This window comes from Phenylobacterium sp. J367 (genome assembly GCF_024699985.1).
In the GTDB taxonomy this organism is placed as follows: Bacteria; Pseudomonadota; Alphaproteobacteria; order Caulobacterales; family Caulobacteraceae; genus Phenylobacterium.
Window position 1 is genome coordinate 823,545 of record NZ_JAJONA010000001.1, and the last position, 15,818, is coordinate 839,362.

At 71.7% G+C, this 15,818-nt stretch carries 14 protein-coding genes and 1 pseudogene; 6 read left to right on the plus strand and 9 right to left on the minus strand.

From position 1 onward, the window contains the following. Positions 1 to 446 precede the first annotated feature (446 nt). Both LRS04_RS04550 and LRS04_RS04555 read right to left on the minus strand, forming a co-directional pair. Entirely contained in the window at positions 447 to 1,223 is a 777-nt protein-coding gene (locus LRS04_RS04550) for a tyrosine-protein phosphatase (protein WP_257815348.1), read from the minus strand. 230 nt (positions 1,224 to 1,453) lie between these two features. Further along, positions 1,454 to 2,905, minus strand: a complete 1,452-nt coding sequence (locus LRS04_RS04555; protein WP_257815349.1) for an AMP nucleosidase — start codon at positions 2,903 to 2,905, stop codon at positions 1,454 to 1,456. A gap of 116 nt (positions 2,906 to 3,021) precedes the next feature. On the opposite strand from LRS04_RS04555, the pseudogene LRS04_RS04560 reads away from it, so the two are divergent. Then, a pseudogene (locus LRS04_RS04560) lies at positions 3,022 to 4,272 on the plus strand (dicarboxylate/amino acid:cation symporter). Positions 4,273 to 4,276: 4 nt separating this feature from the next. Here the strand turns inward: LRS04_RS04560 and LRS04_RS04565 are convergent. Beyond that, positions 4,277 to 5,446, minus strand: a complete 1,170-nt coding sequence (locus LRS04_RS04565) for a dicarboxylate/amino acid:cation symporter (RefSeq protein WP_257815350.1) — start codon at positions 5,444 to 5,446, stop codon at positions 4,277 to 4,279. A 447-nt stretch (positions 5,447 to 5,893) separates the two neighbouring features. Here LRS04_RS04565 and LRS04_RS04570 point away from each other — a divergent pair, with 447 nt between their 5' ends. Together LRS04_RS04570 and htpX are read left to right on the plus strand one after the other, a co-directional pair. Beyond that, entirely contained in the window at positions 5,894 to 7,183 is a 1,290-nt protein-coding gene (locus tag LRS04_RS04570) for a bifunctional diguanylate cyclase/phosphodiesterase (RefSeq protein WP_257815351.1), read from the plus strand. A 102-nt stretch (positions 7,184 to 7,285) separates the two neighbouring features. Then, positions 7,286 to 8,248: a zinc metalloprotease HtpX gene (gene htpX / locus LRS04_RS04575; RefSeq protein WP_257815352.1), complete on the plus strand. Its 963-nt coding sequence runs from the start codon at positions 7,286 to 7,288 to the stop codon at positions 8,246 to 8,248. A 9-nt stretch (positions 8,249 to 8,257) separates the two neighbouring features. Here the strand turns inward: htpX and LRS04_RS04580 are convergent, their stop codons facing one another. Further along, positions 8,258 to 9,526: a DUF6880 family protein gene (locus tag LRS04_RS04580; protein WP_257815353.1), complete on the minus strand. Its 1,269-nt coding sequence runs from the start codon at positions 9,524 to 9,526 to the stop codon at positions 8,258 to 8,260. 36 nt (positions 9,527 to 9,562) lie between these two features. Further along, complete coding sequence (locus tag LRS04_RS04585; RefSeq protein WP_257815354.1) at positions 9,563 to 10,348, minus strand: SDR family NAD(P)-dependent oxidoreductase; 786 nt, start codon at positions 10,346 to 10,348, stop codon at positions 9,563 to 9,565. Positions 10,349 to 10,444: 96 nt separating this feature from the next. Between LRS04_RS04585 and LRS04_RS04590 the strand changes: the two genes are divergently transcribed. After that, entirely contained in the window at positions 10,445 to 10,870 is a 426-nt protein-coding gene (locus LRS04_RS04590) for an OsmC family protein (protein WP_257815356.1), read from the plus strand. Between the two features lie 252 nt (positions 10,871 to 11,122). On the opposite strand, the gene LRS04_RS04595 is transcribed toward LRS04_RS04590, so the two are convergent. Next, positions 11,123 to 11,545, minus strand: a complete 423-nt coding sequence (locus tag LRS04_RS04595) for a response regulator (RefSeq protein WP_257815357.1) — start codon at positions 11,543 to 11,545, stop codon at positions 11,123 to 11,125. 226 nt (positions 11,546 to 11,771) lie between these two features. On the opposite strand from LRS04_RS04595, the gene LRS04_RS04600 reads away from it, so the two are divergent. Then, positions 11,772 to 13,082, plus strand: a complete 1,311-nt coding sequence (locus LRS04_RS04600; RefSeq protein WP_257815358.1) for a cation:proton antiporter — start codon at positions 11,772 to 11,774, stop codon at positions 13,080 to 13,082. A gap of 3 nt (positions 13,083 to 13,085) precedes the next feature. On the opposite strand, the gene LRS04_RS04605 is transcribed toward LRS04_RS04600, so the two are convergent. After that, positions 13,086 to 13,391 carry a hypothetical protein gene (locus tag LRS04_RS04605; protein WP_257815359.1) on the minus strand — a complete coding sequence of 102 codons (306 nt, stop codon included), beginning with the start codon at positions 13,389 to 13,391 and terminating at the stop codon, positions 13,086 to 13,088. A 116-nt stretch (positions 13,392 to 13,507) separates the two neighbouring features. Between LRS04_RS04605 and LRS04_RS04610 the strand changes: the two genes are divergently transcribed. Then, the gene (locus LRS04_RS04610; RefSeq protein WP_257815360.1) at positions 13,508 to 13,798 is read left to right on the plus strand and encodes a hypothetical protein; all 291 of its coding nucleotides are present in this window, start codon (positions 13,508 to 13,510) and stop codon (positions 13,796 to 13,798) included. A gap of 6 nt (positions 13,799 to 13,804) precedes the next feature. Here LRS04_RS04610 and LRS04_RS04615 read toward each other — a convergent pair whose 3' ends face one another. Both LRS04_RS04615 and LRS04_RS04620 read right to left on the minus strand, forming a co-directional pair. Beyond that, a complete protein-coding gene (locus LRS04_RS04615) occupies positions 13,805 to 14,158 on the minus strand; it encodes a hypothetical protein (RefSeq protein ID WP_257815361.1) in 354 nt (117 codons plus the stop codon). Positions 14,159 to 14,340: 182 nt separating this feature from the next. Continuing rightward, positions 14,341 to 15,285: a hypothetical protein gene (locus tag LRS04_RS04620; protein ID WP_257815362.1), complete on the minus strand. Its 945-nt coding sequence runs from the start codon at positions 15,283 to 15,285 to the stop codon at positions 14,341 to 14,343. Positions 15,286 to 15,818 lie beyond the last annotated feature (533 nt).

A 15,818-nucleotide genomic window follows, 5' to 3' on the forward strand; every position in this document is an offset into this window, starting at 1 on the left:
TCCTGGCCGCGCACCGGATCGCCCACCAGCACCGCGGCCACGTAGGGCATGAAGATGTAGATGGTGACGAGGATGATGAACGGGTCGCGGCCGCCCTGGTGGAGCGACCAGGCGTAGCCGCCGCGGTTCAGCCGCCCGTCTCCGCCCAGCTCGGCGATGATCGGCGGCTCGACGACGGCCGCCGGTCCGTCGGCGTCCAGAGACTTGGGTCCGCTCAAACCTCATCCCCCCATGGCGTGGCGGCGTCGTTGAGGGCGCGGCCTTGCGGCGAAGGTTAGACCTGAACGCCGGTAACCCGCCAGCCATCATCAGTCCGTGAAGCACGGCGAGGTGATTGGTCTGCGGCGGCGGGCGCAGGGCAGTCTGTCCCCAGACTTCTCCTTGAGGTCTGTCCCTGAAGCGCCCGTCGCGGTTTGCGGAGGCCGTGGCGGGCGCGGTTCGGGCGCCTAGCCCAGGATGCGGTCGTGGATGCGGTCACGCAGGGCCGCGTCGAGGCCCAGCACGTCTGCGAGATAGCCGTCGATCGACCCGTGCCGGTCGCGCATCACCGCGAACGCCCGCTCCAGATATTCCGGCGCCACGCTCATCGCCACGCGAACGGCGCCCTCGCTCGGCGTGCGGCCGGTCTCCGCGCGGATCAACTCCTGAAGCACCGGCGTGCGCGCCGCGATCCGCTCGGGATCGTTGGTCAGCAGGAAGTCCTCGGCGATGTCGTCCGCATGCACGCCCGCCAGGTGGTGGGTCAGGGCGCAGATGATCCCGGTGCGGTCCTTGCCGGCCGCGCAGTGCACCAGGATCGGCCTCTCGCTCTCGGCGAGCGCGTGGAAGTAGCGCCGGTAGAGGTCGATGTGGCGCGCCTCGTGCGGGGCGGCGTCGTAGTAGTCGAGCATGTAGCTCGTGAAGGACGGCTCCGAGAGGTCGCTCGACTTCAGGAACTCGTGCCAGGGATCGGCCCGGTCCTGGCCGATGTCGTTGTCCACCACCTGGGCGGCGAAGCCCTGCCAGCGCCGCGACGGGTCGCGTTCGCGCTCGTTCGCCCGCCTGAGGTCGATGATCACCGAGATGCCCAGCGCCGCCAGCTTCTCGAGGTCGGCGTCGGTGGCCCGGGCTTGGTGCGCCGAGCGGTAGAGCCGGCCCTTGTGCAGCCGGCGCTGGCCCGCCGCGTAGTCTCCGAAGTCCCGGAAGTTGTCGATGCCCTCGAAGGCGATGCGGCGCGTGCTCATGGGCTTTTCGTCTAGCCTCGATGGTTGGCGGTTTGAAGACGGACCCAACGTCATCCCTCCCCTGCAGGGGAGGGACAGGCCGCGCCAGCGGCCTGGGTGGGGAAGTCAAGTTCAAGCCCGGCCACCGGGGGAAGGGCGCCTTTCGGGCGACGCAGGGCCCGGACCGGACACCCCCCACCCGGCGGCGCGTTCCGCGCCGTCCGCCCTCCCCTGAAGGAGAGGGATGACCCTTAGCGGAACGGCGGCTCGTCGAAGCTGCGGAGCTTGCGGGAGTGCAGTCTCGCGCCCTCCTGGCGGAGGAGTTCGACGGTGGCGATGCCGATCTGGAGGTGCTGGCCGATGGCGCGCTCGTAGAAGGCGTTGGCCTGGCCGGGCAGCTTGATCTCGCCGTGCAGCGGCTTGTCCGACACGCAAAGCAGCGTCCCGTAGGGCACGCGGAAGCGGTAGCCCTGGGCCGCGATGGTGGCTGACTCCATGTCGATGGCGACGGCCCGGCTCTGGTTGAACCGGAGCGCGCTCGACGAGTAGCGGAGCTCCCAGTTGCGGTCGTCGGTGGTCACCACCGTGCCGGTCCTGAGGCGGCGCTTGAGGATCTCGCCCGCCTCGCCGGTGACGATCTCGGCGGCCCGGTTCATGGCCACCTGCACCTCCGCGATCGGCGGGATCGGAACTTCGGGCGGCAGCACCAGGTCCAGAACGTGGTCGTCGCGCAGGTAGGCGTGGGCCAGCACATAGTCGCCGATGGTCTGGGACCCGCGCAGGCCGCCGCAGTGGCCGATCATCAGCCAGGCCTGCGGCCGGAGCACCGCCAGGTGGTCGCACACCGTCTTGGCGTTCGACGGACCCACGCCGATGTTGATCAGGCTGACGCCCTGCCGGTCCTTGGCCATCAGGTGGTAGCCCGGCATCTGGTGACGGCGCCAGGCGGCGTTGGTGATGACCTCGTCGGGGTTCGGCGTGTCCCGCGTCACCAGCACCTGGCCGGCCGCCGACAGCGCCGTATAGGGCGTGTCGCCCTTCAGCTGCTCCAGCGCCCAGCGCACGAACTCGTCCACGTAGCGGTGGTAGTTGGTGAACAGGATGAACTGCTGCACGTGGTCGGCCGGCGTGCCCAGGTAATGGGCGAGCCTCGCCAGCGAGAAATCGGTGCGGAGGCCGTCGAAGAGGGCCAAGGGCCGCGGCCGGTCGGCGTCGTGCACCCAGGCCCCGTCGACGATCTCGTCGCCGATGTGGGCGAGCTCCGTGGTCGGGAAATGCCGGGCGATCTGGGCCGCGCCGATGTCGGCCAGCGCCAGGTCCACGGCGCCGTCCAGCACATAGGGGAACGGGATCTCCTGCCGCGAGCGGCCCACCTCGACATCGAGGTCGAAGTCCTGGAGCAGCAGGGTGAGCTGCTCCACCAGATAATCCCGGTAGAGGTGCGGCCGGGTGACGGTGATCGCGTAGTGGCCGGGGTTGCCGATCCGGGCGAAGGCCCGGCTGATCCGGGGATAGGCGTTGCCCGCCGCCCAGGTCAGTCGCAGCTCGGGATAGGTGTAGGCCCAGGAGGCCCGGACCGAGGGGTCCGGCGGCGGGCCGCCGCCGAGGAATTGCTTCAGGTCGCTCCGCAGGGCCTCAACGCTCCTGCGGTATTCGCTCTCCAGCCGATCAACGATGCCGGCTGCTTCCATCTTCTTGCTCATCATGCGCCTTATAACGCCAGAGCTTCACGGTTGCGAGACACCTGCGCCGCCCCGGGATGGACGGCGGCGGACTTCCCGGCCACAAAGGCGCCAATTCGAACCTCGCCGGGACACCAATGAACCGCGTTTTCACCTACTTCATCGTCGGCGCCATGGTGCTCGGCGTCCTGACGGGCTGGATCCTCAACCAGACCCTCGACGCGGCCCGGGCCCAGGAGGTCGCCGACGGCCTCTCCATCCTCACCGACGTCTTCCTGCGCCTGATTAAGATGATCATCGCGCCGCTGGTCTTCTCCACCCTCGTCGCCGGCATCGCGCACATGGGCGACGCCTCCGAGATCGGTCGGGTCGGCGTGAAGACCATCGGCTGGTTCATCCTGGCCTCGATCGTCTCCCTGAGCCTCGGCCTGGTCATGGTCCACCTGCTGCAGCCCGGATCGGGCCTGTCGCTGGCCCCTGCCCGCGGCGGACGCCGGCCCGGCGGTGGACGTCGCCAAGTTCAGCCTGAAGGAGTTCGTCACCCACCTGGTGCCGGCCTCCATCGTCCAGGCCATGGCCAACAACGAGATCCTGCAGATCGTTGTGTTCTCGGTGTTCGTCGGCACCGCCGTCTCGGCGATCGACGACAAAGGCGCCCGCCGTCCTCGCGCTCGTCGAGCAGGTGGCGACCATCATGCTGAAGGTCACCGGCTATGTGATGAGGACCGCGCCCGTGGCGATCTTCGCCGCGCTCGCCGCCACCATCGCCGTCCAGGGCCTGGGCGTGCTGGCCACCTACGCCAAGTTCGTCGGCGGCTTCTACCTGTCGCTGGGCATCCTGTGGGGCCTGCTGGTCGCCGCCCTGGTGGTGATCGTCGGCCCGCGGCCTGAAGCTGATGGCGGCCATCCGCCAGCCGGCGCTGCTCGCCTTCTCGGTGGCCTCCTCCGAAGCCGCCTATCCGCGCACCCTCGAGGAACTCCAGAAGTGGGGCGTCAGCCGCAAGGTGGCGTCCTTCGTCCTGCCGCTCGGCTACTCGTTCAACCTCGACGGCTCGATGATGTACTGCACCTTCGCGGTGCTGTTCATCGCCCAGATCTACGGCATCGAGCTGTCCATCGCCCAGCAGATCACCATGCTGGCGCTCCTGATGATCACGTCGAAGGGCATGGCGGGCGTGCCGCGCGCCTCGCTCGTCGTCATCGCCGCGACGCTCACCTACTTCGGCCTGCCGGAAGAGGGCCTGCTGCTGATCCTGGCCGTCGACCACCTGCTCGACATGGGCCGCTCGGCCACCAACGTGGTCGGCAACTCGGTCGCCTCGGCGGTGGTCGCCAAGTGGGAGAACCAGATCGAGCCGCCGCCGGAGGCGGTCCCCGTCCGAGCCTGACGGCCTACTCCACCGGCCGTGCGCGGTAGGCCGTCTCGTCCAGCTCGCCCTCCCAGCGGGCGACTGTGACGGCCACCGCCAGGTCGCCGGTGTTGTTGGGAACGGTGCGGGTCATGTCGAGCAGCCGGTCGAACGGCAGGACGAAGCCGACCACGAGCGCCGTCTGCTCCGGCGAGACCCCCAGGGTCGAGAGCACCGCCGCCAGCATGAACAGCGACGCCGACGGCACCGGGGCGGACCCCACCGCCACCAGCACGGTGGTCAGCCCGGCCAGCAGCAGCTGCACCGGCGTGACCTCGAGGCCGAAGGCCTGGATCGCGAACATCGACAGGATGCCGATGTAGAGCGCGGTGCCGTCCATCGAGACGGTGGTGCCGATCGGCAGGGCGGTGGAGGCCACCGCGTGGCTGACGCCCAGGTTCTCCTCCGCCACCCGCATGGCCACCGGCAGGGTCGCGGCCGAGGACGAGGTGGTGAACGCCACCATCACGGCGTCGGGGATGTCGCGGAAGAACGGCAGCGCCGGGAGCCGCGCGACGAGCCGCAGCAGCAGGCCATGGACCACCAGCGTCTGGATCAGGCACCCGGTGATCACCGCGCCGGCCAGCAGCGCCACGTGCTGGAACACCGACAGACCCACAGCCCCGGTGACCCAGGCGATCAGGGCGAACACGCCGAACGGCGCGACCTCCATGACCAGCCGGGTGATCGTCAGCATCAGCCGCGACCCGGCGTCGAACAGCCGCCGCACCTGGTCGGCCGGCTCGCCCACCGCCACGATCGCCACCCCGAGCAGGATCGAGAAGAAGATCACCGCCAGGATGTCGCCCTCGGCCAGGGCGGCGATCGGGTTCAGCGGCACGATGTTCATCAGCTGCTCGCCCGGCGACGGCGCCGCGCCGACGGCCTTGGGCGCCACGCCGCTGAAGTCGATCCCGGCGCCGGGCCTGAACGCCGCGCCAAGGGCCTGGCCCAGCGCCACCGCCACGACCGTCGTCGCCAGATAGAGCAGGAGCGTCCGCCCGCCGATGGAGCCCAGCCGCCGCGGATCGCCCATCGCCGCGACGCCGGCGACGATCGAGACGAACACCAGGGGCACCACCACCATCCGGATCAGGCGGATGAACAGGTCGCCGATCCACTTCAGCGCCGCGGCCTGTTCGCCCAGGACCACCCCCCACGGCCACGCCGAGCACCAGGGCGCCGAAGATCCGGCGCCACAGGGGCACATCGAACCACCACCGGCGCAGACGACTGCGCTCGGCAGTGGCGGCTTCAGGGGGAGCAGGGTCGGCCATGCAGCGCCTCCGGGCTTCAGGCCCTAACGCTCGAACGCCCGCATTGGAGCGACGCGGCCCGCGGTGCGCAATGCGTCGACCCCGGGCTTCGCCTCAAATCCAGCCGTGCCGGCCCGAGAATCCGAACGCCTGTTAAGCCTATCGTTTGACGGGGGATTCACTGCGTCCGGGCCATGGTGGACGCCTCCGTAGTCTGAGGCGTCCCACCCGCGTGCCCGAACGTTCCGACATCCTGGCCGAGCTCCAGGCGCGCGTCGCCGAGCTCGAGGCGGAACGCGCCCAGACCCTGCGTCTGGCGCAGACGGATTCTGCTCACCGGCCTGGTGAACCGCGGCGCCTTCACCGAGGCCCTGGCCGAGCGGCTGTTCCACGCCCGGCGCGAGGGCGGCCAGGTGGCCCTCTTTGTCATCGACCTCGACCGCTTCAAGCACCTCAACGACACCCTGGGCCACCATGCCGGCGATCTCCTGCTGGCCGAGGTCGGCGAGCGCCTGCGCTGGGCCGCCGCGCCCGGCGAGCTGATGGCCCGCCTCGGCGGCGACGAGTTCGCGGTGATCTCGCCCGTGGCCGACGTGGGCCGCAGGGCCCAGGAGCTGGTGACGGCCCTGTCCCAGCCGCACGACATCTACGGCCGCCAGATCGCGCCGGGCGCCTCGGTGGGCGTCGCCGTCTTCCCGCAGGACGCCGCCGACGCCTCGGACCTGCAGCGCTATGCCGACATGGCGCTCTATCGCGTGAAGACCGGCGGCGGCCGCCGCTGGAGCGCCTTCGACGCCGAGCTGCGCGCCGAGAGCGAGCGGCGCCGCACCCTCGAGGCCGAGCTCCGCCGCGCGATTCCCGCGGGCGAGATCGAGCCCTGGTTCCAGCCGGTGGTCGACGCCGCCGACGGCCGCATCGTCGGCGTCGAGGTGCTCGCCCGCTGGCGCCATCCCGAGCAGGGCCTGCTGGCCCCGGGCGCCTTCGTCCCCATCGCCGAGGAGCTGGGCCTGATCGGCCGGATCGACGAAGCCGTCTTCGAGGCCGCCTGCGCCCGCGCCGCCCCCTGGGTCGCCGAGGGCCTGATCGAGCACGTCTCCTGCAACGTCTCGCCGCGCGACCTGCTGGACCCGGCCTTCTCGCGCAAGCTGATCCGCCGGCTGGGCCAGACCGCCCTGTCCGCCACGGCGCTCTGCGTGGAGATCACCGAGACCTTCCTGCTGCAGGACCTGGCGCTGTCCCGCCGGCACATCGAGCGCCTGGCCGCCAAGGGCGTGAACATCGCCCTCGACGACTTCGGCACCGGCTATTCCAACCTGCGCGCGCTCATGCACCTGCCGATCCAGACGGTGAAGCTCGACCGCTCGCTGATCGCCGACGTGGCCAAGGACGCCCGTGTCTCGCGGCTCGTGGGCTCCATGCTGCACGCCGCCCGGGCGCTCGGCGTCTCCATCGTCGCCGAGGGCGTGGAGGACCCGGCCCAGGCCATCTTCCTGCGCGCCGCCGGCTGCGACCGCATGCAGGGCTACCTCTTCGACCGCCCCATGCCCGCCGACGCCCTGGAGACCCGCCTGCGCGCCGTCGCCGCCGAAGCGAGCCCGCGCGTCGCTCCCGCCAGGCGGCGGGCGAGGGCGTAGCGCCCTCCTCCCCTGCGCAGCGGGGGGAGGAACTGGAAGCCGGCGTCCCGAATCCCCATATCCCCGCCAGGGACATTTCAGACGCACGAGCCCCAAGGACCCATGCGCAACCATCTCCGGACCTTCACCCTGCTGGCCGCCCTCACCGCCCTGTTCGTGGGCGCGGGCTACCTGGTCGGCGGCGCGACCGGCATGCTCATCGCCTTCGGCCTGGCCGCGGCGATGAACCTCTTCAGCTACTGGAACGCCGACAAGATCGTGCTGCGGATGTACCGCGCCACCGAGGTCGACGAAGGCCATCCCGAGCCGCTGATCCGCAACTACGTCCTCGACACCGTTGAGCTCGCCCAGCGCGCCGGCCTGCCGCGCCCGAAGATCTACGTCATCGACCAGGACCAGCCGAACGCCTTCGCCACCGGCCGCGACCCGGCCAACGCCGCCGTCGCCGCCACCCGCGGCCTGCTCGCCATGCTCGACCGCCGCGAGATCCGCGGCGTCATGGCCCACGAGCTGGCCCACGTGAAGAACCGCGACACCCTGACCATGACGGTCACCGCGACGATCGCGGGCGCCATCGGCATGCTCGCCAACTTCGCTTTCTTCTTCGGCGGCCGCGACGAGGAAGGCCGGCCCGTGGGCATGATCCCGGCCATCGCCATCGCCATCCTCGGCCCCATCGCCGCCAGCCTGGTGCAGATGGCCATCAGCCGCCACCGCGAGTACGCCGCCGACGCCGAGGGCGCGGCCATCTCCGGCGACCCGACGGCGCTGGCGTCCGCCCTGCAGAAGATCGAGGCCTACGCCCGCGGCGGCTATTTCAACCCGGACGCCGAGCGCAATCCGGCCACCGCCCACATGTTCATCATAAACCCGCTGGCCGGCGGCAAGGGCGACAACCTGTTCTCCACCCACCCGGCGACCCACAACCGGGTCGAGGCGCTGATGGCGCTGGCCGGGACCGCCGGCGCTCGTCCCATCGTCACCGGCGGCGCGCCCCGCCGCCGCGCGGCGACCGCCGTGCCCACCACCGCCGAGGCGCCGCGCCGAGGGCCCTGGGGCAGCTAGGCCAATTCTCTAGTCGTCGGCCGGCGCCAGGGCCTCGGCCTCCAGGGTCAGCCGGTCGCAGGTCTTGAAGTCGCGCCGGCGGAACGCCGCGGCCGCCGCCTTCCTGAGCAGGGCGTGCGCCGCCTCGGGATAGCGCCCGCGCAGCGCCGCCACGATCGCCTCGGCCACGGGCGTCGCGATGTCGCCGGCCTCGTCGATCCGCGCGTTCAGCGTCCGCACGGCCTCGGCATGCGCCGGCCAGGCGATCAGGAAGCCCAGCGCGGTCCCCAGGTCCGGGTGCGCGGCGGCCAGGTCGAAGGCCCGGTGCTCGGCCTCCACGTCCTCGAAGTCTGGCAGCCGCCGGGTGAAGTCCCGCGCCCGCTCGGCCGACAGGGTCCGCTCGAACGAGGCCCAGCGCGCCGCCTGCGCCTCATCTCCTCGCCCCGACGCCTCCAGGAAGGCGATCCACGCGGTCTCCCAGTCGAAGTCAGGCTCCGGGGCGCGCTTCAGCACGCCGGCCTTCGGCTTCGACGCCTCCAGCACCCGGCCGGCCTCGTCGGTCCGCCCGGCCTCCAGCAGCCGGGTCGCCACCTCGGCGGCCACCGACGGGTCCTTCAGCGCCTGGTCGGTGAAGGTCGCGCGATAGGCGTCGGCGTCGCCGGTGGCGTCGGCCAGACGGCGGAGCAGAGGGAGCCAGGACCCCGTCGCCCGCGCATCCGCGCTCAGCCGGACGAGGGCCACATGCGCCGCCTCCGGCGAGACCTCGGCCAGCACCGGCTCCAGCCAGCCGGACCAGCTTGTCGGATCCGCGGCGACGCCCTCGGCGATCGCAACCCCGCTCGTGGTGGAGTCGAGCCGGGCGAGCAGCCCGCCCAGGTCGCCGGCCGCCCGGGCGAACACCGCCGCCAGGCTTCCATCCTTGTCCCGCGTCCGCCCGCCGATCCGCCGCTGGGCCGCCAGGAGCTGGCCCATGCGGGCGAGCGCGCCCTCGGCGTCCAGCTCCGCCAGCCGGTCGGCGATCAGCACCCGCAGCGCCTCCAGATCGCGCACGAAGGCCCCGCGCTGGCGCCATGAAATCTTGCCCCGGCTGGTCTCCAGCGAGGCGAGGCGCCGGTCGATCTCGACGGCCAGGTGCTCGGCGCCCTGCTCCGCCGCCAGCTCCATCCTGAGCCGCCGCTTCAGCTCCGGCCGGGCGGCGGCCGCCTGCGCCAGCAGCGCGGCCAGCCGTTCGGCGCCGAGCCTCTCGAGGTTCTCGGGCGTGACCTTCTTCAGACTGGCGACGGTGGGACGCTTGGCCATGGGCGGCGAACGCCTACAGCCTCGCGTGCGCTCCGCCTAGAACCTCTGCGCGCCGTCGAGCCGGATCGTCGTGCCGTTCAGGAAGTCGTTCTCGACGATCTGCACCGCGAGCTGGGCGTATTCGTCGGGGTCGCCCATGCGCTTGGGGTTCGGCACCATCGGGCCCCAGTGGGCCTGGGCCTGCTCGTCGGTCATCCGGGAGGAGTAGGCGAAGGTCAGGAAGGTGCCGGGCGCGATGGCCATGGCGCGGATGCCGAGCGGGGCGAGGTCGCGGGCCACCGTCAGGGTCATGCCGATGATCCCGCCCTTGGCCGCCGAATAGCCCGACTGGCCGGGCTGGCCCTCGTAGCCGGCGATGGAGGCGGTGTTGATGATCACCCCGCGCTGGTTGTCCTTGAGCGGCTCGTTCCTGGCCATGGCCTCGGCGGCCTGGCTGGTCACCGCAAACGCGCTGATCAGATAGACCTGCACCGAGTGGGCGAACTGGCTGAGCGGCATCCGCTCGCCCTCGCGGTTCACCACCCGCGCCGGCCCCTTGGAGCCAGGCGCCGGCGGCCCGCCGTGCACCACCACCGCGGCCCGCAGCGGGCCGAGCCCCACCGCGGTCTGCACGGCTTCCGCGATCGAGCCCTCGTCCATGATGTCGGTGCGGACATAGACCGCGCCGCCGCCGATCTCGCTCGCCAGGGCCTGGCCGCGCTCGTCATGCACGTCGGCGATCACCACCCGGGCGCCGCGCGCCGCCAGCCGGCGCGCCGTCGCCCCGCCGAAGCCGCCCGCCCCGCCGGTGACCAGCGCCGAGGCGCCCGTGAGATCGACCATGGAATCCTCCCCAGTGTTTCCTTGCGGCGGCCGCTCCGGCGCCGGATCGTCACCGACTTACCGGATATTCCGTCCCGTCAGCCTAGGAGACGCCCGATGATCACCCGCACCGCGACCGCCCGCTACGAAGGCCTGGGCAAGGAGGGCAAGGGCTGGATCTCCTCCGGCTCCGGCGTCCTGAAGGACAGCCGCTACGGCTTCGCCAGCCGGTTCGAGGGCGAGCCCGGCACCAATCCCGAGGAGCTGATCGCCGCCGCCCACGCCGGCTGCTTCACCATGGCGCTGTCCTTCGCGCTCGCCCGCGAGGGGCTCCACGAAGGCGTGCTGGAAACCACCGCCAAGGTGAAGCTCGACCAGGACGGCGCCGGCTTCACGATCAGCCGCTCCGACCTCGCCCTGAAGGCGTCGGTGCCCGGCATCGCCGAGGACCGCCTGCGGGAGATCGCCGCCGACGCCAAGGCCAACTGCCCGGTCTCCAAGCTGCTCAAGGCGGAGATGGAGCTGACGGTGGAGATCGCCTGAGAGGAAGATGCGCCCTGGAGCCTTTGGGGCGCAAATTTCCACCTCCCCGGCCCTGTTGCTCGGAAGACACGACCCCGATCGCCGTTACAATCGGCAATCTCATTTCAGTTGAAACGACCGGGGCGCGGGCCTAGATCGCGGCCACTGCTAGACGCGCGAACCCGCCAGTTCCCGCGCGTCGCCGGACGGCGCTCCCGATCCTCCTCCAACCCTTCGGGAGCGCCGACCGATCCCTTCCGCGGGATCGGCGGCTCAGTTCACCGCGAGCGGCGTCCCGGTGGTCTCGGCGAGCGCGCTCAGCAGCGCCATCGGCATCACGGGCTTGGCGATATGCCGGTCGGCGCCGGCCGACAGGCTGTCCTCGACGTCGCGGGCCAGGGTGTTGGCGGTCACCACCAGCACCGGCGTGCGCGCCTGGCCGGTGGCCTGCTCGTGCTCGCGGATCAGCCGGGTGGCGGTCAGGCCGTCCATCACCGGCATCTGCAGGTCCATCAGGACGGCGTCGAAGGCGCTGGCCCGGAACGCCTCCACCGCCATGGCGCCGTCGTGGGCGGCCACGGTCTGCGCCGAGATCAGGCTCAGCACCGTCTCCAGGACGAGGACGTTGGTGGGATTGTCGTCGACGATGAGCACCTTCAGCGGCTCAGGGGCTCGGGTCTCTTCCGCGCTGGCCACTTACCGGTACTCCACGCCACGCCACTCGATGAGACCTCCAGCCTAGCGCCCACCGGTTAACGAAGACGTGCCGGCTTCCCAGTCCTAGCAAGCCATGTTAGCGATAACATAGTTCGCCCGTCAGAGGCGGCGCGGAGCCCCGGAATCGGGACTCCAGTCAGAGAGGTCCTCGGGCGGCGTCCCAGACGCCACACGAGGGGGGTAGGAAACTGGGGGGCCAGACGCGATGACGCCGGCCGAGCTGAGCGTGATCTTCTTCCTGCAGCTGGCGGTCATCGTGGCCGCAGCGCGGGGCGTCGGCTGGCTGGGCAAGCGCTTCCTCGGCCAGCCGCAGGTGGTCGGCGAGATGATCGCCGGCGTCCTCCTGGGTCCCTCGCTGTTCGGCCTCGTGGCCCCCGACCTGCAGGCCCTGCTGTTCCCGCCGGAGGCCAAGGGCGTGCTCTACGTCGGCGCCCAGCTCGGCGTCGGCCTCTACATGTTCCTGGTCGGCCTGGGCTTCGACCGCAGCCACTTCCGGGCCAATGTCGCCAGCGCCGGCGCCGTCTCGCTCTCCGGCATGGCCGCGCCCTTCCTGATCGCGCTCGCCATCACGCCCTGGCTGCTCCACCAGCCCGGCCTGTTCGCGCCCGCGATGACCCAGCTCCAGGCCACCCTCTTCCTGGGCGCCTGCATCTCGATCACCGCCTTCCCGATGCTCGCCCGGATCATCCACGAGCGCGGCCTCTCGAAGTCGCCGCTGGGCGCGCTGGCGCTCTCGTCCGGGGCCATCGACGACGCCGGCGCCTGGACGGTGCTGGCCATCGTGCTGGCCACCTTCGGGGCCGGGCCGCTGGTGGCCGTCAAGGCGATCGTCGGGGCCGCCGCCTTCGCCATCCTGGTCCTCGGCTTCGGTCCGCGCCTCCTGAAGCCGCTGGGCGACGCCGCCGAGCGCGCGGGGAGCGTCGGCCAGGGCCTGCTGGCCATCGTGCTGATGCTCTTCCTGATCAGCGCCTTCGCCATGGACTACGTCGGCATGCACGCGGTGTTCGGCGGCTTCCTGCTGGGCGTCGCCATGCCCCGCGGCGTGCTGGCCCAGGAGCTCAAGGCCAAGCTGGAGCCGTTCACGGTCATCCTGCTGCTGCCGATGTTCTTCACCTTCTCCGGCCTGAACACTGAGCTCTCCCTGGTGACCGACCCCGGCCTGCTGCTGGTCACGCTCGCCATCCTCGCCGCCTCGATCCTCGCCAAGGGCGGGGCCTGCTGGGCCGCCGCCCGGCTGACCGGCCAGGACAACCCCACCGCCATGGCCATCGGCGCCCTGATGAACGCGCGCGGCCTGATGGAGCTGATCATCATCAACATCGGCCTGCAGCGCGGCCTGATCGGCCCCGGCCTGTTCTCGATCCTGGTGCTGATGGCGGTGGTGACCACCCTGATGGCCTCGCCGCTGTTCGAGGTCGTCTACGGCCGCCGCGCCCGCCAACGCGGCGAGCTCGGCCAGCTCAGGGACCCGCCGGACGGCGAGGCGCCCGTCCGCAACACGTTTCCGGCGGAATAGCCCTCAGCCGCCGCCGACCCGCGGGTTCGACGGCCGCCCGCCGGCCGTATCGGCGAACGGCAGGAACGGCGAGGGGCCGTAGATCCAGCCGTCGCGGATGAAGAAGCCGGTGTCCACGTCCGGGGCGCCCTCCGGCCCGAAGATCCAGCCGGCCGAGATCCAGTAGCCGGTGGACGGCGGATCGGCCCGGGCGGCCTCGTCGTCGAACGGCCCCCAGACCCAGCCGTCGGAAATCCAGTACCGCCCGCTCTGGCGCGGCTCGGAGCTGTACACCCAGCTGTCCTCGATCCACCCCGCCGCCACGGCCACGGTTACGCACTCCTTTGCACCGTGTGGTGGATAGCACAGCGGCGGCCTCCGCGCGCCAAGCCGTGGAGCCTTCGCCTTCGGCCCGGCGTTGCGCTTGCGAACAGGAACCCCACCCCATGGCCCGATCGCACAATCCCTGGCTCCGGCTCGGCATGGACGCCTGGATGCTGGGCTTCGAGGCCTCCACGGTCGTCGCCCTGCGCTCGGCGAAGATCGCCGCCGGCGGCGCGGCCGGCGAGGCCGAGGCCCGCCGCATGGTCTCCGAGAAGGTCGAGGCGGCCCAGGCCTGGCAGCTCCTGGCCGCGACCGGCGCGCTGGGCTTCACCGCGCCGCTGGCCGCCGACCGCACGCTCAAGCACTACCGCCGCAAGGTGCGCGCCAACCGCCGGCGGCTCTCCCGCGGCTGACCGCCGTCACCAGCGCCCGGTCTTCGAGGCCATCACCAGGTTGATCGCCCGGGCGACGCCCTTGCGCACCTCGGCGTCGTGCTCCCAGCGCCAGTACATCTCCACCAGCTCGGCCAGGACGTCCGGGCCGCCGGCCTTCCGCCGGCTCCGCTTCGCCCCGTTCAGCGCCTCCAGGATCGCCAGCAGCACATAGCCCGACGCCGGCAGCGGCTCGGGCGGCAGGGGCTCCGGCGCCGGCCGGATCGGCCGGACGTTGTCGGCGAACGGCCCCCGCGGCGCGGCGTCCTGCGCCACGGGCTCGCGCCGCCCCGGGAAGGGGATGATGTTGCTGGGCTCGTGCTTGATCTTCCGCTGGGCCATGGCCGTCTCCATCCCCCCGCGAATGCCATGGGCCGCGCGCCCGGCCTGCGCCCCAGGTCACACCTCAGCATTCCTCCCCATCGGGGGGAGGGGGACCACGAAATGGTGGCGGGGGTCCGCTGAGACGTCTGAACTGACCCCCTCAGTCCGTTCCGGACACCCCCCCGATGGGGAGCAAGGGATCATTCCAGCACCCCCCCGTCGGGCCGCCAGCGCTTCCCCGGCCGCCCGGCCTTCAGCCGGCCGCGCCGTCCTTCGATCCGCCGGACCTTCCGCGCCGCCTCGCGCCAGTTGGCGGTCGTCGCCGCCTTCGACGCCTCGTAGGCGTCGTCCAGCAGGATCTCGTCGCGCATCTCGCAGGCCAGTTCCAGGTCGTCGGCGAACGACGGCCGCGTGGCGATCCAGCTATAGAGCGTCCGGAGCGCCGGCCGGTCCGTCCGGCCCTCCGCCGCCCACCGCCGGGCCAGGCTGCGCAGCGATCCGCCGTCCATCAGCGCCTCCACGATCTCCGGCGTCAGCGCCTCCACCCGGCCCCGCGACCGGGCGGCCGCCCCGAACCGCATGCATATCTTCAGCTCGGCGTCGAAGCCGGGCTCCTGCTTCCGCCAGCGCTCCAGCACCGACAGGCAGGGGAAGGCCTTGTCCGAGCGGAGGATGTCGCGCAGCCGCTCGCCCCGCCCCGAACGCACCAGGATACGGTCGGCCACGGCCTGGTCGAAGACCTTCAGGCGCCGGCGCTCCACGCCTTCCCAGCGCCGCCGCCAGATCGCCCGAAGCTCGCCCTCGAGCTGCGGGTCCTGCGCCCGCCACACCTTCATCACCGCCCGGCTCGGCATCCCCGGCGTCTGCTGCAGCACCTTGTGCAGTTGCTCGCCCGCCGCCACCCGCCGGACAATCTCGCGCACCACCGGCGCCGGGGCCGACAGCCCCCGCCGCTTCCACTCGCCGCGCTGGCGCGCCTCGCGCATCGCGAGGCCGAACCGCGGGTCCTGCCGCGCCCAGAGCCCCACGCACCGCGTCGTCGGCATCCCCTCCGACGCGCAGACCGCCTTCAGCGTCTCCCCGCCGGCCAGCCGGTCGCAGATCGCCTGCTTCACATGGGCGGGAAAGGGGATCGGCGGCGGCATGGGGGCATCGTGCCCGCCCGGTGCGTCAGGATCGGTCGCAGCGGGATCCCGGCGCCCGCAGCCCCGGCGCTGCGCCCCAAGGCCCTCTCCCTGCCCTCTCCCTCTCTTCCCCCGGCTTCCGCCGGGGTCGGGGAAGAGGAGGGGGTGGCATCGGACGCTCAGCTTCGCCTCCTCTCCCCCCGCAAAGCGGAGAGGGAGAGGGTAGGGAGAGGGCCTCCTCCTTCACCTCCCCCGCGAAGCGGCGGGGGGGGAGGTGAAGTGGAGCGCCCACGCCCCGCCGCCGATCCCCAAAGCAACCGTCCTGCCTTATGCGCCCGCCGATGCCGCACCGGCAGAATCGCACCGCATCGCGACTGCGCGAGCGAGCGGGCGCGCTTAGCCGTTCGACCAAGGTTGCGATGAAGGCCCGCTCCGCCGCCTGATCCGCGAAGAAGCGGCGGGGCAGGAACAGGGGTGTCGCTTGCGCCACGACCACCCAGTACGGTCCGAGGCTCAGAACATCGGAAACGGCGGACCATGCGATCCGATATTCC

What these genes read in the sequence shown, in the direction of transcription:
- LRS04_RS04620 (WP_257815362.1), bottom strand. Translation starts at nt 15,285, where the DNA reads ATGCCGCCGCCGATCCCCTTTCCCGCCCATGTGAAGCAGGCGATCTGC.
- LRS04_RS04610 (WP_257815360.1), top strand. Translation starts at nt 13,508, where the DNA reads ATGGCCCGATCGCACAATCCCTGGCTCCGGCTCGGCATGGACGCCTGG.
- LRS04_RS04615 (WP_257815361.1), bottom strand. Translation starts at nt 14,158, where the DNA reads ATGGCCCAGCGGAAGATCAAGCACGAGCCCAGCAACATCATCCCCTTC.
- LRS04_RS04550 (WP_257815348.1), bottom strand. Translation starts at nt 1,223, where the DNA reads ATGAGCACGCGCCGCATCGCCTTCGAGGGCATCGACAACTTCCGGGAC.
- LRS04_RS04600 (WP_257815358.1), top strand. Translation starts at nt 11,772, where the DNA reads ATGACGCCGGCCGAGCTGAGCGTGATCTTCTTCCTGCAGCTGGCGGTC.
- htpX (WP_257815352.1), top strand. Translation starts at nt 7,286, where the DNA reads ATGCGCAACCATCTCCGGACCTTCACCCTGCTGGCCGCCCTCACCGCC.
- LRS04_RS04555 (WP_257815349.1), bottom strand. Translation starts at nt 2,905, where the DNA reads ATGAGCAAGAAGATGGAAGCAGCCGGCATCGTTGATCGGCTGGAGAGC.
- LRS04_RS04590 (WP_257815356.1), top strand. Translation starts at nt 10,445, where the DNA reads ATGATCACCCGCACCGCGACCGCCCGCTACGAAGGCCTGGGCAAGGAG.
- LRS04_RS04580 (WP_257815353.1), bottom strand. Translation starts at nt 9,526, where the DNA reads ATGGCCAAGCGTCCCACCGTCGCCAGTCTGAAGAAGGTCACGCCCGAG.
- LRS04_RS04585 (WP_257815354.1), bottom strand. Translation starts at nt 10,348, where the DNA reads ATGGTCGATCTCACGGGCGCCTCGGCGCTGGTCACCGGCGGGGCGGGC.